Origin of the sequence: Mesorhizobium sp. B2-3-13 (genome assembly GCF_006442195.1) — a bacterium.
Taxonomy (GTDB): Bacteria; Pseudomonadota; Alphaproteobacteria; order Rhizobiales; family Rhizobiaceae; genus Mesorhizobium; species Mesorhizobium salmacidum.
The window spans coordinates 1-25507 of record NZ_VFVQ01000038.1 but is presented as its reverse complement, the minus strand read 5'-3'; the positions used below and the strand labels follow the sequence as shown (position 1 = coordinate 25507).

Annotated in this window: 21 protein-coding genes and 3 pseudogenes; 12 read left to right on the top strand and 12 right to left on the bottom strand. The window is 62.4% G+C overall.

Going from position 1 to position 25507, the window contains the following annotated elements:
• On the top strand, positions 1-458 hold a 458-nt coding region (locus FJ941_RS28115; protein ID WP_181170037.1), incomplete at its 5' end, for a transposase.
• Between the two features lie 400 nt (positions 459-858).
• On the opposite strand, the pseudogene FJ941_RS29265 reads toward FJ941_RS28115, so the two are convergent.
• From FJ941_RS29265 to FJ941_RS28085, 5 genes and pseudogenes are all read right to left on the bottom strand, one after another.
• Positions 859-942: pseudogene (locus tag FJ941_RS29265) on the bottom strand (IS21-like element helper ATPase IstB); the annotation flags it as partial.
• A gap of 43 nt (positions 943-985) precedes the next feature.
• Positions 986-2218, bottom strand: coding sequence for a serine hydrolase domain-containing protein (locus tag FJ941_RS28100; RefSeq protein ID WP_140510771.1), 1233 nt, complete (start codon positions 2216-2218; stop codon positions 986-988).
• 278 nt (positions 2219-2496) lie between these two features.
• Positions 2497-3672: an MFS transporter gene (locus FJ941_RS28095; RefSeq protein WP_140510769.1), complete on the bottom strand. Its 1176-nt coding sequence runs from the start codon at positions 3670-3672 to the stop codon at positions 2497-2499.
• A gap of 58 nt (positions 3673-3730) precedes the next feature.
• Positions 3731-4354 (bottom strand): 2-hydroxychromene-2-carboxylate isomerase, encoded by a 624-nt coding sequence (locus tag FJ941_RS28090; RefSeq protein WP_140510767.1) that lies wholly within the window; start codon positions 4352-4354, stop codon positions 3731-3733.
• Positions 4355-4400: 46 nt separating this feature from the next.
• Positions 4401-4766 carry a nuclear transport factor 2 family protein gene (locus FJ941_RS28085; RefSeq protein WP_140510776.1) on the bottom strand — a complete coding sequence of 122 codons (366 nt, stop codon included), beginning with the start codon at positions 4764-4766 and terminating at the stop codon, positions 4401-4403.
• Positions 4767-6128: 1362 nt separating this feature from the next.
• On the opposite strand from FJ941_RS28085, the gene FJ941_RS28080 reads away from it, so the two are divergent.
• On the top strand, positions 6129-6425 hold the full coding sequence (locus FJ941_RS28080; protein WP_140510765.1) for an adenylate cyclase: 297 nt from the start codon (positions 6129-6131) through the stop codon (positions 6423-6425).
• Between the two features lie 361 nt (positions 6426-6786).
• On the top strand, positions 6787-7221 hold the full coding sequence (locus FJ941_RS28075; protein WP_027145699.1) for a hypothetical protein: 435 nt from the start codon (positions 6787-6789) through the stop codon (positions 7219-7221).
• A gap of 9 nt (positions 7222-7230) precedes the next feature.
• On the opposite strand, the pseudogene FJ941_RS28070 reads toward FJ941_RS28075, so the two are convergent.
• A pseudogene (locus FJ941_RS28070) lies at positions 7231-7368 on the bottom strand (alpha/beta hydrolase); the annotation flags it as partial.
• Between the two features lie 293 nt (positions 7369-7661).
• Between FJ941_RS28070 and FJ941_RS28065 the strand changes: the two are divergent.
• Positions 7662-8003 carry a hypothetical protein gene (locus tag FJ941_RS28065; protein ID WP_084636831.1) on the top strand — a complete coding sequence of 114 codons (342 nt, stop codon included), beginning with the start codon at positions 7662-7664 and terminating at the stop codon, positions 8001-8003.
• An 85-nt stretch (positions 8004-8088) separates the two neighbouring features.
• Here the strand turns inward: FJ941_RS28065 and ggt are convergent, their stop codons facing one another.
• From ggt to FJ941_RS28050, 3 genes are all read right to left on the bottom strand, one after another.
• Positions 8089-9822, bottom strand: a complete 1734-nt coding sequence (gene ggt, locus FJ941_RS28060) for a gamma-glutamyltransferase (protein WP_140510763.1) — start codon at positions 9820-9822, stop codon at positions 8089-8091.
• Positions 9823-10075: 253 nt separating this feature from the next.
• A complete protein-coding gene (gene rhaI, locus FJ941_RS28055) occupies positions 10076-11368 on the bottom strand; it encodes an L-rhamnose catabolism isomerase (protein ID WP_140510761.1) in 1293 nt (430 codons plus the stop codon).
• Between the two features lie 106 nt (positions 11369-11474).
• On the bottom strand, positions 11475-13577 hold the full coding sequence (locus FJ941_RS28050) for a bifunctional rhamnulose-1-phosphate aldolase/short-chain dehydrogenase (protein WP_140510759.1): 2103 nt from the start codon (positions 13575-13577) through the stop codon (positions 11475-11477).
• 187 nt (positions 13578-13764) lie between these two features.
• Between FJ941_RS28050 and FJ941_RS28045 the strand changes: the two genes are divergently transcribed.
• The 7 genes from FJ941_RS28045 (at position 13765) to FJ941_RS28015 (ending at position 20904) form a co-directional block, all read left to right on the top strand.
• Positions 13765-14568, top strand: a complete 804-nt coding sequence (locus tag FJ941_RS28045) for a DeoR/GlpR family DNA-binding transcription regulator (protein ID WP_027145694.1) — start codon at positions 13765-13767, stop codon at positions 14566-14568.
• A 54-nt stretch (positions 14569-14622) separates the two neighbouring features.
• A complete protein-coding gene (gene rhaS, locus FJ941_RS28040) occupies positions 14623-15618 on the top strand; it encodes a rhamnose ABC transporter substrate-binding protein (protein ID WP_140510758.1) in 996 nt (331 codons plus the stop codon).
• 82 nt (positions 15619-15700) lie between these two features.
• On the top strand, positions 15701-17242 hold the full coding sequence (locus tag FJ941_RS28035) for a sugar ABC transporter ATP-binding protein (RefSeq protein WP_140510756.1): 1542 nt from the start codon (positions 15701-15703) through the stop codon (positions 17240-17242).
• On the top strand, positions 17239-18216 hold the full coding sequence (locus FJ941_RS28030) for an ABC transporter permease (RefSeq protein WP_140510754.1): 978 nt from the start codon (positions 17239-17241) through the stop codon (positions 18214-18216). The genes FJ941_RS28035 and FJ941_RS28030 overlap by 4 nt, the downstream gene beginning before the upstream one ends.
• The gene (locus FJ941_RS28025) at positions 18213-19214 is read left to right on the top strand and encodes an ABC transporter permease (protein ID WP_140510753.1); all 1002 of its coding nucleotides are present in this window, start codon (positions 18213-18215) and stop codon (positions 19212-19214) included. The genes FJ941_RS28030 and FJ941_RS28025 overlap by 4 nt, the downstream gene beginning before the upstream one ends.
• The gene (rhaM, locus tag FJ941_RS28020; protein ID WP_140510751.1) at positions 19214-19531 is read left to right on the top strand and encodes an L-rhamnose mutarotase; all 318 of its coding nucleotides are present in this window, start codon (positions 19214-19216) and stop codon (positions 19529-19531) included. The genes FJ941_RS28025 and rhaM overlap by 1 nt, the downstream gene beginning before the upstream one ends.
• Positions 19528-20904: an FGGY-family carbohydrate kinase gene (locus FJ941_RS28015; protein WP_140510750.1), complete on the top strand. Its 1377-nt coding sequence runs from the start codon at positions 19528-19530 to the stop codon at positions 20902-20904. Before rhaM ends, FJ941_RS28015 begins: the two co-directional genes overlap by 4 nt.
• On the opposite strand, the gene FJ941_RS28010 is transcribed toward FJ941_RS28015, so the two are convergent.
• The 3 genes from FJ941_RS28010 to galE all read right to left on the bottom strand — a co-directional run bounded on the left by FJ941_RS28010 (position 20905) and on the right by galE (position 25097).
• Positions 20905-22731, bottom strand: a complete 1827-nt coding sequence (locus FJ941_RS28010) for an alanine racemase (RefSeq protein WP_140510748.1) — start codon at positions 22729-22731, stop codon at positions 20905-20907.
• Position 22732: 1 nt separating this feature from the next.
• Positions 22733-23983: a D-amino acid dehydrogenase gene (locus FJ941_RS28005; RefSeq protein WP_140510747.1), complete on the bottom strand. Its 1251-nt coding sequence runs from the start codon at positions 23981-23983 to the stop codon at positions 22733-22735.
• 118 nt (positions 23984-24101) lie between these two features.
• The gene (gene galE / locus FJ941_RS28000) at positions 24102-25097 is read right to left on the bottom strand and encodes a UDP-glucose 4-epimerase GalE (RefSeq protein WP_140510774.1); all 996 of its coding nucleotides are present in this window, start codon (positions 25095-25097) and stop codon (positions 24102-24104) included.
• Positions 25098-25376: 279 nt separating this feature from the next.
• Here galE and FJ941_RS27995 point away from each other — a divergent pair.
• Positions 25377-25507: pseudogene (locus tag FJ941_RS27995) on the top strand (5-aminolevulinate synthase); the annotation flags it as partial.

Here is a 25507-nt window from a genome sequence, read left to right as displayed (position 1 = left end):
CGTTCGCGGGACCGGAAGCGGTGCTCGCCTATCTGTCGCGCTACACGCACCGGGTCGCCATCTCGAACCGGCGCCTGGTCGCCTTCGACGAGAGCGTCGTCACCTTCCGCTACAAGGCCTATCGCCGCAACGGCGCCGACCGGCAGCAGGTCATGACGCTTGCCACTCACGAGTTCATTCGTCGGTTCCTGCTCCATGTCCTGCCGCGCGGCTTCCATCGCATCCGTCACTACGGCTTGCTCGCAGGCGGCTCTCGCAAGGACTGCCTCGCGCTCGCCCGCCAACTCCTGGACGTCGCCGCGCCGCCCGATGACGATAATCTCGACGATCCGGACAACTTCCGCCCGCCGTGCCCTTGCTGCGGCGGACGCATGATCGTCATCGAGACGTTCGAACGGTGGAGGCAACCGCGCGGACCGCCGGACGCAACGGCGACGAACCGGGAGAACGTCCCATGATCCGGCATGGCATGGTCGAGCCTTCAGCTGCAGGTGCTCAGCCGCCGGCGACGTATCCACGCGAGTCCATGGTGACTACCGTCGCCGAAAGGCGCGCGTCCGGACCTGCGCCGAGCCGGCAACATCGCGCGCAAGCGCAACAATGCGGCATGCCCGTATCAATCGCGGCGTCTCCCGGCGGCGGTCGCGCCATCGCCGACACCAGCCGCAGATCGAAATCCCCATAGCCATCGCCTGCGGCCCGCGGGTTCCTTCCTCGGGGACTTTCGTACGCCTGCCAGCGCCCGAAACTCTTCACGGAAGCGGATTGGCAGCTTCAGGCTGCGGCTCCTCAAGGGCGGACATTCAGGTTGCGCGGGCATCGTCGTGAGATGACCGATGCCGGAAGCGAGTTCCGCCCGTAAAGCCGGCTGATGAGATGGAAGAGCAACTGCCCGCCGGCTTGGGCGAAGAGCTCATCGAGCACCACGAAGCCGAGCCGGCTTGCTAAGCACAAGGTTGCTCCGCGCAGTTTCTGTTGACGAGTCTCAGGCCCCTGTCAACGCACCATGGACGAGTGCGCGCAGCTCTTTGCGCACCGGAATGGCGCTCGAAGGCAGCAGTTGCGTGAATAGAATGACAACCACGTCGTCGACCGGGCTCACCCAGAAGAAGGTGCCTGCCGCCCCGCCCCAGCCATAGTCGCCCACTTGCGCCGAAATTTGCGCCTTAGCCGGATCGAGGACGACGGAGCCCAGCAGGCCGAACCCGACGCCGTCAAACTGGGTCTCGGCCCAAACTTCGGTTGCCATCGAGGCAAGATCTCCCGGTAGGTGATTGCGCGCCGCCAATCTCAAAGTGCGGGGACTGAGGATGCGTTTGCCGTTGAGTTCACCTCCAGCCCGCAGCATTTCGGCGAACCGCCAATAGTCGTCGATGGTTCCGACGAGCCCGCCTCCGCCGCAGAACGTATCAACCTTGCCTTGCCGCCACTCCGAAACCTCCGGCGCTTCGTGCAAAGCCATGCCGCCAGCCGTAGCCTCATAGAGCGGGGGGAAACGGCTGATCTCAGACTCCGGCACAGCGAAGCCGGTGTCGGTCATGCCGAGGGGCTCGAAGATGCGACTCGCGAAGAATTTGTCGAGCGTCGTTCCGGAAACGACTTCCACGACACGGCCGATGACATCGGACCCGGTGCTGTATTGCCATCTCGTGCCCGGCTCCCATTCCAGTGGCAGCTCGGCGATCCTGCGCACCATCTTGTCGAGCCCACCGTAGGCAAGGGCGAGGCCGAGTTTTTCCTTGGCATAAGCTTCACCGAGCAGTCGGGGGTTCGTAAAAAGGCTTAGGCCAGATGTGTGAGTCAGCAGATGGTGGATCGTCATCTTCGTTTTGATGGGCACCGTTTGGTCCAGCGACGTTGCGCCCGGTATCAGAAGTTGCCTATTTTTGAATTCCGGCAGGTAAGCTTCGACCGGATCGTCGAGATGCAGGCGCGCCTCCTCGTACAGCATCATCAGCGCGACGGCGGTGACAGGCTTGGTCATCGAGTAGATGCGGGCGATGAGGCCGCGCTGCCAAGGCCGCTTGGCTTCGACGTCGGCGTGCCCGGCGCAGTCGAAAAAGGCGAGTTCTCCATGACGCGCGATGAGCACCGCACCTCCCGGCCAGCGCCCGGTGTCGGCATATCGCTGCATCCACCGCTTCAGTCGCGCCAGCCGCGCCTTGTCGAAGCCGAGGTCCGCAGGATCACGAACTGGTTCGCCACCAAATTGACTCATCGCGCAAATGTCCTGTCGCAGGCGAAGGCCCTTTGGACAATTCTGCGCTCTCCCCGCATTATTGCCAATAGTTGCCTGCTTGACCACCAGTGAAGCTGCAGACGACGCATGCGGCCGACCGGACACGGTCCGAGACCTCGTTGAGATGGCCGCCACTGACAAGAGAAGCAGCAAACAAGGCTGGCTTCGACAATCACACCTACAGCAAAGCGTTGATGACCACCGCGCTACGCAGCACACCATGTCCTGGGATATCGCCTAAGGTTTGCTTGCGCGTTTTACATCGATGGAATAGCCGGCCGATTCTGGTCAGCAACGATACGGTGGAATACCCACAGAATGGCTGGGCAAACCAGGAGTAGGACGGCGCCGAAGTCGAGCGCGGCGCTCGCGGAGCCCAGCGACGTGGAAAGCTTTCCGCCGATCGCGGATCCAACCGGGCTCCCGGCATAGAAGGTCGCATAGAATATTCCCATTCCGACCGCCCGCGTTTTTGGCCCGAGCACGCGCGCAGGAAGGCTCATGATCGCACCGGCGGGCAGGCCGCAAACGGTCCCGACGGCAATGACGACAGGAAGCACCTGGCCACTTCGCGACAGGAGAACCGTCAGCAGCGCAAAGCCGATGCAGCCTGCGACAATGATAGCTTCGCCGCGTTTGGTCAGATCAGCGAGCAAGCCTCCTAAGGGGACCGAAATCGCCGTGAGCCAGAGGACGATGCTGATCGTTGATCCAGCTGCAGCCATGGACCAGCCTCGCTCGACGAGCATCGTTGGGCCGAAACTGAAGATCATCACCAAACCGAGATTGTAGAGACACCAGATCGAGCTAGCGGCAATCACCGCATAGACCGTTTCCGAGGTCACACTGCCTCGTTCGCCTTCAACGGAGACGGCCGCCTCCGGCGCGCGATAGAAAAAGGCCATGAGGACGAGGCCGATCAGGATCCACCCTGCGACGGCAAAGTTGACGAGATGAAGTCCGAACCTCGTTGCGATCCATGGCAATAGCATGAGCGAGATTGCGATGCCCACCGGCCAGGAGTTGACGAAAATGGCCATTGCGGTTGCGATTTCGCGGCCGGTGAACCAGTCGGCGACCATCTTGGTCATCAGGACGCTCAGGAGAATGCCGCCAGTGCCGGCGATCAGTCGGCCTGCGATTTGTACGCTCCATGACGCCGACGAGGTCATCAGCAATTCGCCTGCCAGCATCGCCAGGAGCGCGGCGAGAACCGTCGCCTTGTCGCCATAGCGGCGTCCGATGGTGCTAGCGGGGAAGGCGAGCAGGACGCCCGGCGCAAAATAGATTCCGATAAGGATGCCGATGTCGGCCAGGCTGGCGCCAGTGCCTTGGCCCAGCTGCGGCGCTACGGCCCCCACGCTGCCGAACTGGAAGGCGAAGGCGGCACGCGCGACGAACAAGACGGCAAGAATGGTCCAACGGCTTGGCACTTAAATCCTCCCCTGGGACCGGCGATCGGCGCATGGCTTCCACCAAATGCGTCGCGTACTAGTCCTCTTCGTCATGAATCAACGTTTGCAGTTCATGTTGCCCAGCGGCCCAGGCAAGCCCCTCTTCCAACCGATCGTCTCCCCAGAATGTTTCGCCATCCACGACGAAGGCTGGGGAGCCGAAAATGCCATAGCTGCGCGCCGCGTCGGTCTCCGCCTTGAGACGCTCATGGGCGCGGGCGCCATCGGCCTTGGCAATCACATCGTCGACGCCCTGACCGAGAGGAGCCAGCACTCGCGCCAGATGGGCGCGGCTGCCCAGTTCCATGCCTTCCAGGTACCACGCCCTGAAGCTTGCGACGGTGTAGGCCTCGCACCAGCCCTCTTCGGCCGCCACCATCGCGACCCGGTTGGCCAGAAGGTCCGGATCGGTCGGCCAGATGGGAGCCCTGACGTAGGGGACGCCGTGCGTCGCCGCGCGCCGCTCCACATCGCGCCACATGTACTTCACCTTTGCGGCCTGGGTGCGGAGGGCAATGTTGTTCTCGGCCATCACGGTGCGGACATTGAAGGGACGCCATCGAACGGCAACGCCCGACTGTTTCGCCATAGCGTCAATGCGCATCACCGACAGATATGCGTAGCCGCTCCCGAAGAAATAGAAGAAGTCGATCTGCTTCATTCCCACCGTCTCCGCGGCCGCGCCAAGTCGGCAACAAACCTATTCCTCAGTCGGTGCTGTTAAAGCTGCACATGCGTATGAGCCATGACCAGTCGGCCTGTCGCTCGAAGACGTCGACCGACGTTCCGTTGCCGACCTCCAAGCCCTCGGTATACGTCGCCAGGCACCAAGCCAGGTCACCGGATCCGCCCGCATGTATCACTTCCATTTTCTTGTCGGTCGCCTCGCTGTGCCCGTTCGTCCAGGTTGTGTGGAGAGCTTCGATCGCGTCTCGGCCTCTAGCCGGAGGCGCGTAGGGCGAATGCAATTCAGCATCGGCCGTAAACATCGCGCCGCATGTTTTGGCGTCGCCGGCACGATAGGCAGCTACATAGGCATTACAGAAAACCTGCAGTTCCTCGTGGATCGACATCGGCGGCTCCCCGGGGGGTGAGATTGCTATATTAGCGATTTCTTGGATATGCGACAATCCTCCCATGCTGGTCGGCCGCTGGCCATCGTCCCACCCAAAAGATGGTCTGCGGTCGAACTCTTCTTGCAAGCCTGGACGCATCGCTGACCCGAAGCCCGCGCCAAAAAAATAATCCAAATCGTTGTCCTAGCCGAGGCAAACGTCCTTCGTTCCAGGAGGACCTTCACACGTGTTGGGGTACGCCGAGCAGCATCTGTTGGTTGATCCCGGCCTGCGACGGATCGCCAATGAAGGTGCTGCCAAAGCCGTTACTGCTCGACGGGAAGCCCGAAGCCATGGTTCACCAGCATCGCGACTAACCGTCATCGCGGTGGTCCGCACGGTGGGGGCGTCGGTCTCCGCTCTGGCAGTATGCCACCTCATACCGCGCGCATGTGTCCGCTTATGGGATGTCGTAAGGCGGGCTCTACGTCTGAGTTGCGGCGCAAAGCTGCCGTTCGCGTCGTGGATAGCTTTCGGGTCAGACTCTCCCGCTCCCTACCGGTCTTTGCAGCACCGAGACAGGCCCATCACGCCCGACACTGTAGAAAATATCGCATGCTCTCCGAGTGGGGGAAAGGCGGTAGCGCTCTGGCGACTCGATCCCCTGCATCGAATGGCATGACGGGGGGACCATCTGGGCCAGATCGAGGGCAATTGCTGCAGATAGTTTCATGTGCGATGGCATTGCGCGAACAGGCAAATGATCGGGAACCGAACCAATCCACAGAAATATTTTGTTGGTATTTTTGTTGGCTAGCCCCGCTATTGCGCGCGTCCCAACTATCTGGAAACAAAGCTGGAATTCTTTCTTTTTAGATTCCGCCTCTGGCACCATCCTTTTAAAAAGAAAATCAAGTCCTTTATGAAGCGATCCTGGTTGCTGTCATATCGCATGCGCCTGTTGCAGGCGCGTTCGCGTGTCGGCGCTTAGGCTTTCTTGTCGCCATTGGGATTTGGTGCCGGCGCCTCTCGCACGTCTCGCGGTGGCGGATCGATGTGCTCAAGCTCTGACGGTGCTTCCTTGTCCGGCCGACTGACGGGTGGCTGCGGGCCGGGCTTCGGCTGCGGTTCGTTGATCTTGGCTGGCATATCCGGTTAACTGGAATCCACAGGCTCTTGTTCCCTGATGCCTTAAAAGAACCCGATGCCTTAAAGGACCTGGAGACCGAAGCCGCCAAAAGCGTGTCACGGTGAAACAAACAGATCACAGTTTGCGATAGTCGGGATGAATGGTGCTCCGAAGAGCGTTCTAACTTTAGTTCGCCGGGTGCTCACATGAACCCCGAGCACCCAAAATCAAATGCTTTTGGGAGAACGACCATGAAACATCTCCTCATTCCGGTGATGGCAGGCTTGCTCATAGGTTCCACCAGCATGGCTTTGGCCACCAATGTCCACACGGTGACGGGCACAACAGGTCAGCCCAGCCAAGAAATCGGAACTGCTCAAACAGGAAGTGCGACCCCCGGCCACGCCAGCTCTGCTCCGGGCTCAGCCTTCAACCCGGATGGGAATGCCGGAACACATTACGCCGGCACCCAGCCACAAAACTCGAAAAATCCGAAGAGCGTATCTCAATACGACGCGGCCGGCTTCCAGCAGTCCCATAATCATTAGGTGACAGCACGGTCCGCGAAACAACAGGCCCGGCCGCAGAGGCAGCCGGGCCGGCGCATTCGCCAGTCGACGCCACACTTGTTGGCGTGGACAAGGCGCCGGGAAACTCGTCAGCAGCACGTTTCGTGCTCACGTAAATCTATTTACCTGCCGGTCATAGCAGGCGCGGCGCTGGTGAAGGCAGTTTCCAACCCTCTGATTTCGGAATTTATCGGGACTAGGCTTCCGCCGGCGTGCCCGCCCTGTCACAAAGATCGATTGACGGAACGACTTTGCTCTCACCGGGCTTCTGTCGGATTCAATTTGCTTGGCGCCCCACAATCCCTAGGGCAAACTCCCTGCCGGGGCTGCAGGAGGTGAAATGAGAGCACGCGCAGCAACGCTGGGGGATCTCGAGGACGTCTTCCATGGCCTGTCCAAGCGGATGTCGGACGAGTACGCGGCGGCTGGCAAGGACAGCAAGATCGCCTACGACAATCTGATGATGAATTTGAAAGAGGGCCGGGCGCACGCGCTTGTCGAGGGCGAGAAGGCCGTGGCGATCATCGCCTGGCATGAAAACAGCGACGCCGCCGACACGCTGTTTGCCGCTCAGGAGGATTTCTTCCGCGGCTCGACCGTCCGTTTCTGCAAGCGGCATATCAGGCATATCCAGGCGCTCGCCGGCAACCTTCCCATCCACTCGCGCAGCTGGCTCAAGGGGCCCGATGTCGCCAGATGGTTCGGCATTATCGGCTATGTCGAACGCGGCCAAGAGAACGGCGCCAAGCTGTTCGAACTGCCGCCGGCGCGCTGAGTAGAAATTCTACCGCACCGCGAACGCCGCCTGAACCGCCCGGTTGACCGTCACCGGCAGGATCGACATGTGGTTCTCGCCGGCATCCAACTCGAAGCTCGCCCGCAGGCCCGGGAGCGCGTCGAGGCGTTCAGCCATTGCCCGAGAGCAGTTTGCCGAACAATCCGGCCGGGATTTGCCAGCGCTGCGACTCCCCGCCGCAGCCGCCTCTGAATTGATCGGCGGCATTGCCTTTCTCCCACGGACACCGTCCACTATGGATGGGCGATGGCGTACCATCCGGGCGGCGACGCTGTTGCATTCGAGCCAGGTGGCCGAAAGATCGGTGACAAGCGCGGCCGGAAAGTGTTGAAGATAATCGTCAACATGGAGAGGGACGTGCGATCGGGTTGCGCTCGGCAGGCGTTGATGGTTTGTTGCCGGTCAGCGGAGATCAAGTGATGCGAGAATCCATGGGTCAAGACGAATACGGGTCGGCGAGCCCCTTCGATCCGGACGACCTGCCGAATTTGAACGCGATCGGACCAGGGATCGGCAACAACGACTTCGAGAAATACGCGGTTGCCGTGATCATCGTGTTCGGCGCCCTGATCATCGGCGGGCTTATGGCAGCGTCGATGACTTTCGGCCATCGCAACGGCTTCCTCTTCGCGCTGGGCGGCGCCACGTCGGCCTGGATATCGGGTAACGCGCTGCTGCTCGACCGGCCACGCATCTATGCGCTGTTCGTCGGCATCGCTGCCCTGATGCTGATTGCATCGACCGTCACGCTGGTGACCTGACGGCTCCTGCCGGGCCAATGAGGCGGAGGCCGGTCCCGAAAGGCGGAATCCGGCCTTGTCAGGCAAGGAACAGGTTTGCGGCCTGTCAATATCCAAGCGCTTCGCCCGATGCCGCGCGGCTGTCGATTGCGCCATTGTAGCGCGCGCCGCCGCCCTTCTTGATTTCCGCCAGGCTCTTGCCGCCGACCAGGATTCCGGCCGCCTGCCCCCAGCTCTGGTCAGCGAGATCGAGGTGATAGCCCATGCCGGCCAGCAGCCTTTCGGTGTCGGGCGAAAGGCCGAACGGCTCGATGTAGACGGTGTCGGGCAGCCATTGGTGATGAATGCGCGGCGCATCGATCGCCTCCTGGATGTTCATGCCGTGGTCGATGACGTTGACGATCGCTTCCAGCGTGATGGTGATGATGCGCGAGCCGCCGGGGCTGCCGATGACCATGAACGGCTTGCCGTCCCTGGCCACGACTGTCGGGCTCATCGAGGACAGCGGCGTCTTCTTCGGCTGGATAGCGTTGGCTTCGCCCTGGACGAGGCCATAGAGGTTTGGCACGCCGGGTTTCTGGGTGAAGTCGTCCATCTCGTTGTTGAGCAGGATGCCGGTGCCGTCCGCCACTACGCCGGCGCCGAACGAGCCGTTCAACGTGTAGGTGACCGCGACCGCGTTGCCGTCCTTGTCGATAATCGAATAATGCGTCGTCTCCTTCGATTCGCCAAAACCCTTCGGCATCAGGTCCTGCGACACACCGGCCCGGAACGGATCGATCTTGTCGCGGATGTCCTTGGCATAGGCTTTATCCAGCAGCTTGGAGATCGGGTTGTCGACGAAATCGGGATCGCCGAGCGCCGAGTTGCGGTCGACATAGGCGTGGCGCATCGCCTCGACCATGACATGCACCGTTTCGGCCGAGCCGGCGCCGAGATAGGACAGCGGGTAGCCTTCCAGCACGTTGAGGATTTCGCAGATGATGACGCCGCCTGAGCTCGGCGGCGGCGACGAGATGATCTCGTAGCCACGATAGGAGCAGGTGACGGGCTTCAGCTCGCGCACCGCATAGTGTTCGAAATCACCCTTGGCCAGGATACCGCCCCTGGCGCCGCTCGCCTTGACGATGGCGTCAGCGATGGCGCCTTTGTAGAAGGCATCGGGACCTCTCTCGGAAATGGCTGAGAGCGACGCGGCAAGGTCGGGCTGAACCAGCTTCTCGCCGATGCCATAGGGCTTGCCACCGGGTTTGAGGAAGGCGGCGGCCGCCGCTGGGTCCCTCGCCAACCTTTCAGCGCCGCCGGCGAATGAGGCTGCATCGCCCTGGTTGAGGATGAACCCGTCCTTGGCATAGTTGATCGCCGGCGCCATCAAATCCTGCCTGGACAAGGTGCCGTATTTCTGGCGCGCCATCTCGAAACCGGCGACGGAACCCGGTACGCCGACCGCGAGGTAGCCGTCGAGGCTGGCGCCCTTCACCGGGTTGCCATCCTTGTCGAGATACATGGTCTTGGTCGCGGCAAGCGGCGCCCGCTCACGAAAATCAAGGAAGGTCGATTTGCCGTCCTTGAAGCGGATGGTCATGAAGCCGCCGCCACCGATATTGCCGGCGTTGGGGTAGACCACGGCCAAGGCATAGCCGACAGCGACAGCCGCATCGACGGCATTGCCGCCCTTTTTCAGAACCTCGACGCCAACTTCGGAAGCCAGATGCTGGGCCGTGACGACCATGCCGTTCTCGCCCTTGGCCGGTGCTGGTGACGCGGCGAAGGCCGATGGCGAAAAGGCGAAAGTGATGGAAAGGCTGAGGGCGATCAGCGTCCGGCGGGTGAGGTGCATGGCGGGTTCTCCAGGTGGTGCTTGCTAAGAAGAGCTACTTGGAGCGATCGAGTCCATCTTCAATGAAGACATTCACGGGTTGGTGACTGCCCGCTTGTGGGGAGATACAGGGCGTGAGGGATCGCCAACCTTCAGACGTTTGTTCATCCAGGTTTGATTGTGAGGCAGCTCAATCAGCTGAGACGTCGGCGGGACAGCGCCCCCCTCTGTCCTGCCGAACATCTTCCCCGCAAGAGGGGAGATCGGCTCTACCTCAAACGATCCCGCCGGAGCCGCCTGCGACGGCTGGCCGTTCGGCCGCGACCTTGGCGCGGTAGCCCGCTGCCCGGTAAGCGGCGACCGGATCGATGGCGCCACCGGTCTTCAGCCGCGCCATGGCAAGGATCGGATCGACATCGGTGCGGTAAGCCGCCTTCAGCATCTGCGTCGCCATCAGCGCGTCATTGCCGTCCTGAAAACCTTCAAGCGCCTTGCGGTCGACCAGCAGCGCCTGCGCATAGGCGCGCTGCACCTCGACCGCCGACAGCATCAGGCTTTCGATCGGATCGGTGACGTTGTGGCTCTGGTCGAGCATATGGGCGGGATCAAAGCCTTCGGCGCCGGAAAGCTCGGCATCGACCAGTTCGTTGAAGACGAGGAACAGCCGGTAGGGATCGATCGAGCCGGCATCGAGATCGTCGTCGCCATATTTCGAATCGTTGAAGTGGAAGCCGCCGAGTTTTTTGAACTGGATCAGCCGTGACACGATCATCTCGATGTTGACGTTGGGCGCATGGTGGCCGAGGTCGACGAGGCAGAACGCCTTGTCACCCAATTCCTTGGCGATGATGTAGTTGGTGCCCCAGTCCTGCACGACGGTGGAATAGAAGGCCGGCTCGTACATCTTGTGCTCGGTGAACAGCTTCCAGTCGGCCGGCAGGCCGGCGTAGACTTGCCTCATGGCATCGAGATAGCGCTCGAAGGCTTTGGCGAAATTGACCTGGCCGGGGAAATTCGAGCCGTCGCCGATCCACACCGTCAATGCCCTGGAGCCCAGCGTCTTGCCGATCTCTATGCATTCGAGATTGTGCTCGACCGCCTGCCGGCGCGTACCGGCATCGGAATGCGACAGCGAACCGAATTTATAGGAGAGCTTCTGATCCTTCGTGTCCGAGAAGGTGTTGGAATTCATGGCATCGAAACCGAGACCGAAGCGGGAAGCCGCCTGCTTCAGCCGGTTCGGATCGGCCTTGTCCCACGGGATGTGCAGGGAGACGGTCGGGGTCGCCTGCGTCAACTGCTTGATGACGGCGCAATCCTCGATCTTGTCGAAGATGTCGCGTGGCTCGCCAGCGCCCGGGAAGCGGGCGAAGCGGGTGCCGCCGGTGCCGACGCCCCAGGAGGGGATCGCGACGGCGAATTTCTCGACCTTGTCCCTGATCGCATTGATGGCAATGCCGCGCCGGTCGAGGCGTTCGCCGAGCGAGGCGTAGTCGCGCTCGAGGTGGGCCTTGCGCGCGGCATTGCTCTTATCGACGATGTCGGCGGAGATGATGGATTCGGACACTGCTGTTCCTCCCAGAATGCATTCGGTGAGCGCTGCCCCTCATCCGGCCCTTCGGGCCACCTTCTCCCCGTATAGTGACGGGAGAAGGGAGCGCTTCGAGGTTAGCTCAGCGCGTAAAGCTCTGTGCGTTGCCGGCGTCGACGTTGATGATGTTGCCGGTCGACTTGGCCGACATGTCGGAGGCCAGGAAATAGATCGCTTCGGCGATGTCTTCCGGGAAGACGGAGCGCTTCAGCATCGAGCGCGAGCGGTAGTGCTCTTCGAGATCGTCGGTCGACATCTTGTAGGCGGCGGCGCGTTGTTCCTTCCACTCGCCGGTCCAGATCTTCGAGCCACGCAACACGGCGTCCGGATTGACGACATTGACCCTGACCTGCGCTTCCGCGCCTTCCATCGCGAGACAGCGGGCGAGATGGATTTCGGCGGCCTTGGCGGTGCAATAGGCGGCGGCATTGGGTGACGCGGCAAGGCCGTTCTTGGAGGCGACGAAGACGACATTGCCGCCGATCTTCTGTACCCGGAACAGCCGGAACGCTTCCCGCGAGACCAGGAAATAGCCGGTCGACAGGATATCCATGTTCTTGTTCCACAGCGCCAGCGTCGTCTCCTCGATCGGCGCCGAGGACGCAAGCCCAGCATTGGAGACCAGAATGTCGATGCCGCCGAACTCGACCGCGGTCTCGGCGAAGCCGGCGACGACCTGATCCTCCGAGGTGACGTTGATGAGGACCGGCCGGACGAAATCCATGCCAAAGACCTTGGCCAGTTCCTCATTGGCGCTGGCGAGCGCCGCCTCGTCTATATCGGCCAGCACCACGCAGGCGCCTTCGCGCAGCAGGCGGTTGGCCGTAGCCCGGCCGATGCCGCCGGCGCCGCCGGTGACCAGCGCGATCTGGCCGGCGAGAGACTTCGGCTTCGGCATGCGCTGCAGCTTCAGGTCCTCGAGCAGCCAGTACTCGATGTCGAAAGCCTCCTGCGCGGGCAGGCCGACATAGGACGAGACGGTGGACGCGCCGCGCATGACGTTAATGGCATTGACGTAGAATTCGCCCGAGATGCGTGCGGTCGCCTTGTCGCCGGCGAAGGTGAACATGCCGACACCGGGCATCAGATAGACCACCGCATTGGGATCGCGGATGGCGGGCGAATCCGCATGCTTGCAGCTGTCGTAGTAGGCTTGGTAGCCGACACGATATTCGGCAATGTCGTCGGCGAGGCGCGCGATGACGGCATCAATGTCAGGCTTTGCCGGGTCGAATTCGATGACCAGCGGGCGGATCTTGGTGCGCAGGAAATGATCCGGGCACGAGGTGCCGAGTGCGGCCAGCGGGCGCAAATTTTTCGAATTGACGAATTCGAGCACGGCGGCCGAATCGTCGAAATGGCCGAGCTTGTGGCTCTTTTCCGAGATCAGGCCACGGATTCTCGGCATCAGCTTGGCGGCAATGGCACGGCGGTCAGCGGCGTCGAGCGACTTCACCACCTCACCACCGAAAATCGCCACGCCTTCGGAGCGGCGCTCGAACCATTCGATCGCCTGGTTGATCACCGAGATCGTCGTCTCGTAGCATTCCTTGGGGGTGTCGCCCCAGGTGAACAGGCCGTGGCTTTCGAGGATGACGCCCTTGGCGGTTGGGTGTTCGAGGCAGAATTTCTCCAGCCACAGGCCAAGCTCGAAGCCCGGCCGTTTCCATGGCAGCCAGCCAATGACGTCGCCGAAGATCTCCTTGGTCAGCGCCCTGGAATCTTTCGCGGCGGCGATGGCGATGATGGCATCGGGATGCATGTGGTCGACGAAGGGCTTCGGCACGTAGGCGTGCAGCGGCGTGTCGATCGAGGCCGCGCGTGGATTGAGGTTGAAGGTGCAGTGGGGCAGATAACCCACCATCTCGTCCTCATGCTCGACGCCGCGGTAAAGCCCCTTCAGCGCCCGCAACTTGTCCATGTAGAGGGTGGCGAAGCCGTCCAGCTTGATCGAGGCGCTGTCGCCGCCCGAGCCCTTGACCCAAAGCACCTCGACATTCTCGCCGGTGAGCGGATCCTTCTGCCAGATCTTCGAGGAGGTATTGCCGCCGCCATAGTTGGTGACGCGCTTGTCGGAGCCGAGCGTGTTCGAGCGATAGACCAGAAGCTCTGGCTCGCTCATCCCCTGTGCCTTCGCATCATCCCACAGATTGGCGAGGCGCGAGCCGGAGCGCTTGTCGAGCATAGGTAATCCTCCCTTGGAGCGCGGACGATGCGCTCCTTTTTCGCCGAGGAATGTCTACGCAAGAGGCGAGCTTGTCAATCATAAACGATCAACATCAATCATATTGCACTGCACAATGAAATTATATGATCGGAAATGATTGACACTGCTCGTTTTGGGTGCCTAGATGCTGAGGCAGGGAGGAACCATGCACGAAAAAGAGCGCCACAGGATCATTCTGTCCGCCGTCCAGGAAAAACCTGTGGTCACGGTGCAGGAGATGGTCGACCTGACGGAATCCTCCGAGGCGACGATCCGGCGCGACATCGCTGCTCTCCATGTCCAGAAACGCCTGCGCCGGGTGCGCGGCGGCGCCGAGGCGATCTCGCCGCCGCAGTTCATCGGGCTGGCGGGCCGCCCCTTCTCCGTCAACGAAACGCTCAACGCCGCGCAGAAGCGGGCGATCGCACGCGAAGCGGTCGAACTGTGCAAGGACGGCGAGCCGATCATCATCAATGGCGGCACCACCACCTTCCAGATGGTGCATTTCCTGACCGGTCGCCGCATGCCGATCTTCACCAATTCGTTCCCGATCGCCGAGCACCTGCTCAAGCACTCCAAGAACACGGTGATGCTGTCGGGCGGCACGATCTATCGCGAGCAGAACATCATCCTGTCGCCTTTCGACAACGACGTGACGCGCAATTTCTACGCGCGCCGCATGTTCATGGGCGCTCAAGGGTTGGGGCCTCTCGGCCTGATGGAAGGCGATCCGCTGCTGATCCAGGCGGAGCAGAAGCTGATCGACCAGGCCGACGAACTGGTGGTGTTGGTCGATTCCTCGAAATTCCGCAAACGCTCCAGCCTGATCCTGTGCGGTCTTTCGCGCATCGCCACCGTCATCACCGATGACGGCATCGAAGACCGCGAGGCAAAGATGCTGGAAACCGCGGGGGTGACGCTGATCGTCGCCCGCAAGTCGACAAAGGAAGAATCTTCACTGCAGGCCTGAGACACCTCACGCCCGCAGCGGCGATGGAATGCAACGCTCAAGGGAGGAAATTCGATGAGCTTCTTGAAGAAATTGATGGTGACGGCGGCCTTCTCGGCCGCCATGTTCGTGAATGCCGCCTACGCTGAAAATGTCAAGATCGCGCTGGTGGTGAAGTCGCTCGGCAACGGCTTCTTCGATGCCGCCAACAAGGGCGCGCAAGAGGCGGCCAAGGAACTCGGCGACGTCGACATCATCTACACCGGCCCGACCAAGGCGACCGCCGAGGCGCAGATCGAAGTGGTCAATTCGCTGATCGCGCAGAAGGTCAACGCCATCGCGATTTCCGCCAATGACGCCGACGCGCTGGTGCCGGTGCTGAAGAAGGCCATGGAGCGTGGCATCACCGTCATCTCCTGGGATTCGGGCGTCGCCAAGGAAGGCCGCCAGCTTCACCTCAACCCATCCGACACCGGGCTGATCGGCGAGACCATCATCAAGCTGGCCGCCGACTATCTGCCGGAAGGCGGCGATGTCGCCATCCTGTCGGCCTCCTCGACCGCGACCAACCAGAATTCCTGGATCGAAGCGGCCAAGAAGGTGCTGCCGGAGAAGTTCCCCAAGATCAAGCTGGTCGCCACCGTCTATGGCGATGACGACTCGGCCAAGAGCACCGATGAGGCTAAAGGCCTCTTGAAGTCCTATCCGAACCTGAAGGCGATCATCGCGCCGACCACCGTCGGCGTCGTCGCCGCCGCCCAGGTCGTCACCGACGAGAACCTGATCGGCAAGGTCAACGTCACCGGCCTGGCGCTGCCGTCGGAGTTCAAGAAGTTCATCGACAATGGCGCCAGCCAGGCCGTTGCGCTGTGGAACCCGATCGACCTCGGTTACTCCGCCGTCTACCTCGCCCATGACCTGGCGGTGAACAAGGAAGAGGCCAAGCCGGGTGCGACGCTGTCGATCGGCCGCGTCGGCAAGGTGACGCTCGACGACACCAATTCGGCCGCGATGGCTCCGCCCTTCCAGTTCGACAAGAGCAACATCGAGAAGTTCTCCAAGATCTATTGATCCTGGCGCCCTTCAATGGCGCGGCGGGGCTTTCGTCCCGCCGCGACTTCAAACGGACCTAGTTTCGGGGCTTGATACGGATATGGACACGACAGCCCAACGCAGCGAGACAAAGGAGCGGCCTACAGCCTCGGCTCCACGCCTGACGCTGTCCGGCATCTCCAAGAGCTTTCCCGGCGTGCGGGCGCTGCACAATGTCAGCCTTTCGCTTTATCCAGGCCAGGTGACCGCACTGATCGGTGAAAACGGCGCCGGCAAGTCGACGCTGGTCAAGATCATGACCGGCATCTACCAGCCCGACGCAGGGATCATCAGCATTGACGGACAGCCCGTCACCTTGCCCAGCGCGCATGCGGCCTTCGGAATCGGCGTCACCGCCATCCATCAGGAGACGGTTCTGTTCGACGATCTGAGCGTCGCCGAAAACATTTTCCTCGGCCATGCGCCGCGCAGCCGCTTCGGCACCATCGACTGGCGCACGATGCGCAAGAATGCGCGGGAAGTGCTCGACACGATGCATGCCGGCCATATCGACGCCGATGCGCGGCTCAGGGATCTCGGCATTGCCAACAAACATCTGGTCGCCGTCGCGCGCGCCATGTCGATCGATTCTCAGATCGTCATCATGGACGAGCCGACCGCCGCCCTTTCGACGAAGGAGATCGAGGAGCTGTTCCTGCTCATCGAGTTCCTCAAGGAACAGGGCAAGGCGATCCTGTTCATCAGCCACAAGTTCGACGAGATTTATCGCATCGCCGACCGCTACACCGTATTCCGCGACGGCGAGATGGTCGGCGAAGGCCTGATCAGGGATGCCGGCCAGAGCCAGATCGTGCGCATGATGGTGGGCCGCGCGGTCGACCATATCTTTCCGCAGCGCAAGGCCGAGATCGGCGCGCCGGTGCTCTCCGTTTCCGGCCTGTCGCACCCGACCGAATTCAACGACATCGGCTTCGAGCTGCACAAGGGCGAGATCCTCGGCTTCTACGGCCTGGTCGGTGCCGGGCGCAGCGAGGTCATGCAGGCGATTTCAGGCATCACGCGCACCAGCAGCGGCACGATCACGCTGGAAGGCAAGGCGATCGCGCCGAAATCGGCGGCGGATTCGATCGAGGCCGGCATCGTCTACGTGCCTGAGGAACGCGGCAAGCAGGGCGTGGTGATCGGCCTGCCGATCTTCCAGAATGTTTCTCTCCCTTCGCTCGCCCGCACCTCCAAATCCGGCATGCTTCGGCTGGCGGAGGAATTTTCGCTGGCCCGTTCCTTTACAGAGAGGCTTGACCTCAGGGCCTCCTCGCTCAGCCAGGATGTCGGAACGCTTTCGGGGGGAAACCAGCAGAAGGTGGTCATCGCCAAATGGCTGGCGACGACACCCAAGGTGATCATCCTGGACGAGCCGACCAAGGGCATCGACATCGGCTCCAAGGCCGCCGTGCACGGCTTCATGGCGGAGCTTGTGGCGCAGGGCCTGTCGGTGATCATGGTGTCGTCCGAACTGCCCGAAATCCTCGGCATGTCCGACCGCGTCGTCGTCATGCGCGAGGGTCTCGTCGCGGCGGTCTACGACAACAAGGAACTGGACGCCGAGACGCTGGTCAGGACGGCAGCGGGGATCGCGGCATGAAAGCATTCCTCAAATACCGTGAAATCTGGCTGCTCGCAGCCATCGTCGTGCTGATCGGGCTGATCTCGACGCGCTTTCCGGCCTTTGCCGATGCAGGCAACCTGCGCCAGGTGTTCAACGACACCTCGATCCTGATGATCCTGGCGCTCGGCCAGATGGTCGTTATCCTGACCCGCTCCATCGACCTGTCGATGGCCTCCAATCTGTGCTTCACCGGCATGGTGGTGGCGATGCTGAACGCCGCCCATCCGGCAATCCCGATCCCGCTGCTGATCGTCATCGCGCTCGCCGTCGGGCTGATGCTCGGCGCCATCAACGGCCTGCTGGTGTGGCGGTTGAACATCCCCTCGATCGTGGTGACGCTGGGCACGCTGACCATCTATCGCGGCGCTACTTTCGTCCTGTCCGGCGGCGCCTGGGTCAATGCCGACAAGATGAGCCCGGACTTCATCGGTTTCCAGCGCGCTGCTTTCCTCGGCATTCCCGTGCTGTCCTTGATCGCCATACTGGTCATCGGACTGTTCTTCGTGCTGATGACACGCACCGCGCTCGGCCGCTCGATCTATGCCATCGGCGTCAATCCGACGGCGTCGGTCTATACTGGCATCGATGTCGGCCGCACGAAATTCATCGTCTTCTGCATCTCCGGCATGATCGGTGGCCTCTGCGGTTATCTCTGGATCTCGCGCTACGTCATTGCCTCGGTCGAGGTCGCCAACGGCTATGAGCTCAACATCATCGCCGCTTGCGTCATCGGCGGCATCTCGATCGCCGGCGGCATCGGTTCGGTCGGGGGTGCCGTGCTCGGTGCGCTGTTTCTCGGCATCATCTCCAACGCGTTGCCGGTCATCAACATCTCGCCCTTCTGGCAGATGGCGATTTCGGGCAGCGCCATCATCCTGGCCGTCGTGCTCAACGCGCGCGGCGAACGCCAGCAGGGCCGCATCATCCTGAGAAAGGTGGAAGCGGCATGACCGACGTCCCCGCCCCTCGCCACATTCCCGACCGGCTCGACAAGCCGCTCTCTTCGGCGATCTTTTCCTGGGAAGCGCTGCTGGTCGTGGTGGCTATCGCCATCTTTGCCATCAACAGTTTCGCCTCACCCTATTTCCTCGACCCCTATTCGCTCTCCGATCTCACCTTCAACTTCACCGAAAAGGGTCTGATCGCCTTTGCAATGGCATTGCTGATCATCTCCGGCGAGATCGATCTGTCGGTGGCCGCCATCATCGCGCTGGCATCGACCATGATGGGCATGGCGGTGCAGGCCGGCGCCGGCACGCCAGTGCTTGTCTTGATCGGCATCGTCGTCGGCCTCGGCTGCGGCGCCTTCAACGGGCTGCTGGTCACGCGCCTCGGCCTGCCTTCCATCGTCGTCACCATCGGCACGATGAGCCTGTTTCGCGGCATCGCCTTCATCATCCTCGGCGACCAGGCCTACAAGGGCTATCCTGAAAGCTTCGCCTTCTTCGGCCAGGGTTACGTCTGGTGGGTGGTGTCGTTCGAACTGGTGCTCTTCCTCATCGCGGCTGTCGTCTACTGGTTCATGCTCCACCGCACGAGTTTCGGCCGTCGTGTCTTCGCCATCGGCAACAATCCGGTCGCGGCACAGTTTTCCGGCGTGCGCGTCGGCCGCATAAAATTCATCCTGTTTTGCCTGACCGGCCTGATGTCGGGCATCGCCTCGGTGCTGATCACCTCGCGGCTCGGCTCGACACGGCCGTCCATCGCCCAAGGTTATGAGCTCGAAGTCATCACCATGGTGGTGTTGGGCGGCGTCAGCATCCTTGGCGGCGCCGGCAGCATTCTGGGCGTCGTGCTCGCCGCCTTCATCATGGGGCTGGTGACCTTCGGCCTCGGCCTGCTCAACGTGCCCGGCATCGTCATGTCGATCTTCATAGGCCTGCTCCTGATCATCGTCATTGCGCTGCCGATCGTCTGGCGGCGGCTGCGCGGGGGACGCCTGGCCTGATGCCCGAGAAATACGCATTCAAGATGATGCTCAAGCCCGGCATGAAGGCCGAGTACAAGAAGCGCCACGATGAAATCTGGCCGGCGCTGGTCGCGTTGCTCAAGCAGGCCGGCGTCTCCGACTATTCGATCCATCTCGACGAAGAGATCAATATCCTGTTTGGGGTGCTGTGGCGGCGCGATGGTCACGGCATGGACGATCTGCCGAAGCATCCGGTGATGCAGCGCTGGTGGGCTGAAATGGCCGACATCATGGAGACCAAGCCGGACAATGAACCGGTGGCGGTGCCCCTGGAAATAATGTTCCATATGGAATGAGCGCGATCCGCAACGTCGCCGTGATCGATATCGGCAAGACCAACGCCAAGGTGGCGCTGGTCGATCTCGCCACATTGAGCGAGGTAGCGCTGCGCCGCAGGGCGAATGCGCCGGTGCGACAGGCGCCCTATCCGCATCACGATGTCGAAGCGCTGTGGGTTTTCATCCTCGACAGCCTTGCGGCGCTCAACCGCGAACAGCGCATCGACGCCATTTCGATCACCACCCATGGCGCGACCGGCGTGCTGGTCGATGCCTCCGGCGAACTCGTGCTGCCTGTTCTCGACTATGAATTCGACGGGCCCGACGAGCTTGCGGAAGGCTATGGTGCGATCCGCCCGCCCTTCTCCGAGACCGGCACGCCGCGCCTGCCGCTCGGCCTCAATCTCGGCGCGCAATTCTTTTGGCAGCAGCAAAGCTTCCCGACGGAGTTCGCCAGGGCCGCCGCGATGCTGATGTACCCGCAATACTGGGCGCTGCGCCTGACCGGTATCGTCGCCAACGAGGTCACCTCGCTCGGCTGCCACACCGATCTGTGGAACCCCTGGACGGGGGATTTTTCGGCGCTGGTCGACCGCTTGGGCTGGCGCGACCTGATGGCGCCCGTGCGGCCGGCCAGCGACTGTCTTGGCTCGATCCTGCCCGAGCTTGCGGAGCGGACCGGGCTCGACCCACAAACGCCGGTCTTTTGCGGCCTGCACGATTCCAACGCCTCCCTGCTGCCGCATCTCCTGTCCGATGCGCCGCCCTTCTCGGTGGTCTCGACCGGCACCTGGGTGGTATCGATGGCGGTCGGCGGCAAGGCGGTCGCGCTCGATCCAGCAAGGGATACGCTGGTCAATGTCAATGCCCTCGGCAACCCCGTGCCCTCGGCGCGGTTCATGGGCGGCCGCGAATTCTCGCTGCTGACCGAAGGCTCGGCGCAGAACTGGAACGACAGCGATGTCACCGCGGTGCTGGCGCGCAAGACATTGCTTTTGCCTTCTATCCAGCAAGGCTCGGGGCCGTTTCCGCATCACACCGCCGCATGGCGCAAGGGCGAGGCCATCCCTCCCGGCCAGCGCTTTGCCGCGATCTCCTTCTACCTGGCGCTAATGACCGCCACTTGCCTCGACCTGATCGGCGGCGATGGCCCGACGACAGTCGAGGGACCTTTCGCGCGCAACCAATTGTTCACGCGGATGCTTGCCGCCAGGACCGGCCGCGCGGTCATCGCATCGGAAGCCGCTACCGGCACCAGCATCGGGGCCGCCCTGCTGGCATCGGACCAGGGTGCCGCGCATGGCAAGGGCCAGACACAAGAGCCGCCGGCCGATCCGGCCTGGGCGGAGTATGCGCGCGCGTGGCGGGCGGCCGTCGAGGCTATTGGCTGATCAGAGGATCCGCTTGCCGAAGGCCGACATGACGAAGTTGATGGTATCGGTGCCGATCCTGGGCTCCAGATCGGCACTCAAACCGGAGACATTCATCGACAGCAGTCCGCCGGAAAGCGCGATCGCCTCCATCGCCTGATGCGTCTCGCGCACGGTGAGGCCGCCGGAACCAGCCGCCCAGCCGGCGAATTCGGTCACATCAGGCGAGTAGCTGACGTGAAATCCTTGCGTGCCCGAGGTGGCGATGCGGATCGCCTCGTGCATCAGGTCGCGCATGCCCATGGCGTCGATGTCGGTCATGGTGAAGGCCGAGACGCGCGAATCCTTCAGCACCCGCACTTCGGCCGGGTCGGCATGGCGCAGTCCGATGATGACGACGTTTTCCGGCGACAGCTGCGGCTGCAGCGCGCCGGCCTTGTGGTCGAGGCCAAGCGAGCGCGCCAGTACCGACACTTCCGGCAGGTCGATGCCGTCCTCGTCCTCGGGCATCAGCGCGGCGATGGAATCGATCCAGATCAGGCCGAAGGAGTGCGTCGCGCCCGCCGTCGCCGTCAGCGCCTTGTGCGCGATACGACGATCGGCGCCTGCAGTCAGACGGATCAGTCCGGAGGGCGGCCGATCGATATCGGCCAGTTCGACGACATCGAAATTCATCGCCTCCAGCCGGGCGCCGGTTCCCTCCCGGGCGAGGATGCGGGCCGCTTCCGCTTCGGCCGAAATCGACACCATCTTGCGGCCGGAGAAATCCGCGACATCGTGCATTGGTGCTTTTTCGACATATTCCGAGGTCATTGCCAAAAGCATGGCGCCATAGCTCATGCGGAAGGCGACGCGATCGCCAACGGCGAGCGGCGGATCGGCGTCCTGGACATCGAGCAGCAGATGGTCACTGGAGGCGCCGAGCACCCTTATCCCTTTGCCGATCGGGCTCAGCCCTTCGACCAGCACATCCTCCCGGCCGATATTGGCGATGGCGCGCAACCTGTCGCCTTCGTCGGGGAAGACAGGCTGGTTGCCGAAGGCGTCGTAACCGGAGGTGCCGATCGGCCGTGACGGCTTAAGCTTGACCTCGATGACGTCGCTGGTCAGCCGGCAGGCATCGGGTTCGAGTTCGGCCCATGGCACGTCACGGAAGGTTTCCACACCACCCTGCAGGATCGCCTCACCGACGCGCAGATTGTTGATACCGGCCGGCAATTTGCCTTCGAGCAGCAGCGGCAGGGACGACGAGGCGCCGCCGGAGATGAAGTCCAGGCTTTTCCCGGACAGCCGCTCGGTCTTGTAAGCATGGGCGACGAGCTGGCCGAGATTTTCCTCCGTCGGCATGATGGCGCCGAAGCAGCCGAGATTGGTGCCAATGCCGGCGATGCGCACGCCCTTCATATCGAGAATCTGCTCGACCGTGGGGATGAGGTCGTTCGGCCAGATGCCTTCCCGGAGATCGCCGAGATCGATCATCAGCATGATGTCGTGTACGCGGCCCATGCGCTCGGCGATGCGCGAGATTTCGCGGATGATCGTCAGCTCCGACTGCAGGCTGACGTCGACGGTGCGCACCACTTCCTCCACACGCGCCATCGGCGGACTGCGCAACAGCATGATCGGCGCGGTGATACCGCTGTCGCGCAGTCGGCGGATGTTCTCGAAGCGGGATTCGGCAATGCCGGCGACGCCGCCGCGCAGCATGGCGCGCGCCACCTGCGGCATGCCGCAAGTGCCCTTGGTGACGCCGAACACCTTGATGCCCGAAAGCGCGCAACGATCGACAATGGTACGTGCATTGCGCTCGATGCGGCCAAGGTCGATGGCGACTTGCGGTCCGGACATTTTATCCCCTGTAGACCAATCCCTGCGGGTCGATCTCCGGCTTGCGGCCGGCGACGAGGTCGGCGAGGAATTTTCCCGAGCCACAGGCCATTGTCCAGCCGACATGGCCGTGGCCGGTGTCGAGGTAAAGGTTGCGGTATTTCGCCTGGCCGATGACCGGCACCGAGTTTGGCATCATTGGCCGCAAACCTGCCCACAGCTCCGCCTTCTTCTCGTCGAAAGCACCGGGGAACAGGTCCTTGCCGGTCCTGAACATGGTGGCGAAGTCGCTGGGTTTGTGGGTGCGGTCGAAGCCGGTGAATTCGGCGGTCGAAGCCAACCGCAATCGATTGCCGAGGCGCGAATAGGCCATCAGCTGATCCTCGTCGGCGCCGCCCATGGTAGGGCCCTTGCTCTCATCCTCCAGCGGGATCGTCGCCGTATAGCCCTTCACCGGATAGACCGGCAGGTCGATGCCGTAGCGGCGGCCGAGCAGGCCGCTCTCCGGGCCCATCGATATGACCACTGCATCGCCGGCGATCGGTCCGGCCGAGGTCATCACGGCGCGCACCCGGTCGCCTTCGATGTCGAGGCCCTCGACCGTCGTCCCATAAAGGAATTTCACGCCGAGCTTTTCGGCGGCATGGGCAGCGAGGTTTTCCACGAACTGCCGGGAATCACCGGTCTGGTCGATCGGCGAGTAGACACCGCCGGCGATCTTTTCCTTCACCCCGGCAAGACCTGGTTCAAGCTCGACCAGCCGGTCGCGGCCGACGATCTCGATCGGCAGGCCATGCTCGGCCAGATAGCGGTAATTGTCAGTGCCGGTGTCGAGACTGTGCTGCGAGCGGAAGAAATAGAGGATGCCCTTCTTGCGCTCGTCATAGTGGATGCCGGTATCGGCTGAAATGGCGTTGATACAGTCGCGCGAATAGAGCGCCAGCCGCAGCTTGACCTGGCTGTTGGCTCGCAGGCGGGCCACCGTGCACTGGCGCAGGAAGCGCAGGCTCCAGGCGAGGAAATAGGGATCGAAGCGCAGCCTCACCTTGATGCCGAGATCATGATTGTAGAGCCCGCGCAGGAACGTCTTGAGTGCCGCCGGCGAGGCCCAGGCGGTGGCGTCACCTGGAGACACCAGCCCGGCATTCGACTGGCTGGTGCCTCGCGCCGGCGCCGCATGACGCTCGATCACGGTGACTTCGTGGCCGTCGGCGACCAGATAGTAGGCGGCCGCCGTACCGACGACGCCGGCTCCAAGCACCGTTATCTTCATGCCATCCCCCAAAGCTCTCGCGGCACGGCGCCTCCACGCCGTATCGCGAATGATTGCATAGCGCGTCGCCGCGCACCTTGCGAGCCCTTGGGGCTTGTGAGCCCCTGGGAAAGCGCGCTCAGCTCCGCGCGGAGTTTTTGCTGGTCAGGATGCGCTCCCAGGCCAGCGCGTCGTTGACGATCTGGTCGAGATCGTCGCGCTGCGGGGTCCAGCCGAGTTCGGACCGCGCGAGATCGGAATTGGCAACCACCGCCGCGGCATCGCCGGGACGCCGGTCGCCCATCCTGACCTCGAAGTCATGGCCAAAGGCGCGGCGCACGCTGTCGATGACCTCGAGCACCGAATAGCCATGGCTATAGCCGCAATTGGCGACGAGGCTGGCGCCGCCGGCGCGTAGCCGTTGCAGCGCAAGGCGATGCGCGGCGGCCAGATCGCTGACATGGATATAGTCGCGCATGCAGGTGCCATCCGGCGTCGGATAATCGGTGCCGAAGACCTGCATGAACGGGCGTTTGCCTAGCGCGGTCTCGCAGGCGACCTTGATCAGATGGGTGGCGCCCGGCGTCGACTGGCCGGTGCGGCCCTTCGGGTCGGCCCCGGCGACGTTGAAATAGCGTAGCGCCGTGTAGCGGATGTCGTGCGCAAGGCCTGCATCGCGCAGCATCCATTCGCTCATCAGCTTAGACAGGCCATAGGGCGATTCCGGCGCCAGGCGGGCATCCTCGCGTACCGGCTCCAGCCCGGCGCCGCCATAGACGGCGGCTGTCGAGGAGAAGATGAAATTCGGCACACCTTCGCGCACCGCGGTTTCGATCAGCGTGCGTGTCTTCGAGGTGTTGTTCTCATAGTAGGCGAGCGGGTCGGCGACCGATTCCGGGACGACGATGGAACCGGCGAAATGGATGATCGCGTCGACCTTGTTCTCCCGGATGATCGAGCCGACCAGTTCCTTGTCGGCGACATCGCCGACGACCAGCCTTGCCTCCGGCGCCACCGCCCATTCGAAGCCGGTGGAAAGCCGGTCGAGAACGACCACGCTTTCGCCCGCATCCAGCAATTCCCAGACCATATGGCTGCCGATATAGCCTGCGCCACCTGTCACCAGAACCGTCATCCGCATCCTCGCTTACCCTAGATTTATCGGAAACTGTCTCAACAACCGCCTTACTGGAAAGTCTGCCGTCTGCCCATTAAAACCCGATGTAACCAGCGTTCACTTGATGTGGCATCATGCGGAAACAAAAGTGAACCAAAGAGCGTGCCACGGATTGGGAATAGGCCACGATCCGCCGTCGTTAGGAACAGGTCCGGGGCGTGGCATTTTGACCAAATCGGCCCGGTGGACGACCAAAAGGCCAATGATTATGATCCCGCCCAAAATTGGGAAGTCGAGATGAATTACCAGCGTTTCTTCGAGGAAGCGATCGACCAGCTCCACGCGGAGCGGCGCTACCGCGTCTTCGCCGACCTCGAGCGCATCGCGGGCAAGTTCCCGCGCGCCATCTGGCGTGCCAACGGCCGCGC

Coding starts and splice junctions, on each gene's coding strand:
- FJ941_RS28100 (WP_140510771.1), bottom strand. CDS start 2,218: ATGAGTCAATTTGGTGGCGAACCAGTTCGTGATCCTGCGGACCTCGGC.
- FJ941_RS28090 (WP_140510767.1), bottom strand. CDS start 4,354: ATGAAGCAGATCGACTTCTTCTATTTCTTCGGGAGCGGCTACGCATAT.
- FJ941_RS28085 (WP_140510776.1), bottom strand. CDS start 4,766: ATGTCGATCCACGAGGAACTGCAGGTTTTCTGTAATGCCTATGTAGCT.
- FJ941_RS28080 (WP_140510765.1), top strand. CDS start 6,129: ATGAAACATCTCCTCATTCCGGTGATGGCAGGCTTGCTCATAGGTTCC.
- FJ941_RS28075 (WP_027145699.1), top strand. CDS start 6,787: ATGAGAGCACGCGCAGCAACGCTGGGGGATCTCGAGGACGTCTTCCAT.
- FJ941_RS28065 (WP_084636831.1), top strand. CDS start 7,662: ATGCGAGAATCCATGGGTCAAGACGAATACGGGTCGGCGAGCCCCTTC.
- ggt (WP_140510763.1), bottom strand. CDS start 9,822: ATGCACCTCACCCGCCGGACGCTGATCGCCCTCAGCCTTTCCATCACT.
- FJ941_RS28050 (WP_140510759.1), bottom strand. CDS start 13,577: ATGCTCGACAAGCGCTCCGGCTCGCGCCTCGCCAATCTGTGGGATGAT.
- FJ941_RS28045 (WP_027145694.1), top strand. CDS start 13,765: ATGCACGAAAAAGAGCGCCACAGGATCATTCTGTCCGCCGTCCAGGAA.
- rhaS (WP_140510758.1), top strand. CDS start 14,623: ATGAGCTTCTTGAAGAAATTGATGGTGACGGCGGCCTTCTCGGCCGCC.
- FJ941_RS28035 (WP_140510756.1), top strand. CDS start 15,701: ATGGACACGACAGCCCAACGCAGCGAGACAAAGGAGCGGCCTACAGCC.
- FJ941_RS28030 (WP_140510754.1), top strand. CDS start 17,239: ATGAAAGCATTCCTCAAATACCGTGAAATCTGGCTGCTCGCAGCCATC.
- FJ941_RS28025 (WP_140510753.1), top strand. CDS start 18,213: ATGACCGACGTCCCCGCCCCTCGCCACATTCCCGACCGGCTCGACAAG.
- rhaM (WP_140510751.1), top strand. CDS start 19,214: ATGCCCGAGAAATACGCATTCAAGATGATGCTCAAGCCCGGCATGAAG.
- FJ941_RS28015 (WP_140510750.1), top strand. CDS start 19,528: ATGAGCGCGATCCGCAACGTCGCCGTGATCGATATCGGCAAGACCAAC.
- FJ941_RS28010 (WP_140510748.1), bottom strand. CDS start 22,731: ATGTCCGGACCGCAAGTCGCCATCGACCTTGGCCGCATCGAGCGCAAT.
- FJ941_RS28005 (WP_140510747.1), bottom strand. CDS start 23,983: ATGAAGATAACGGTGCTTGGAGCCGGCGTCGTCGGTACGGCGGCCGCC.
- galE (WP_140510774.1), bottom strand. CDS start 25,097: ATGACGGTTCTGGTGACAGGTGGCGCAGGCTATATCGGCAGCCATATG.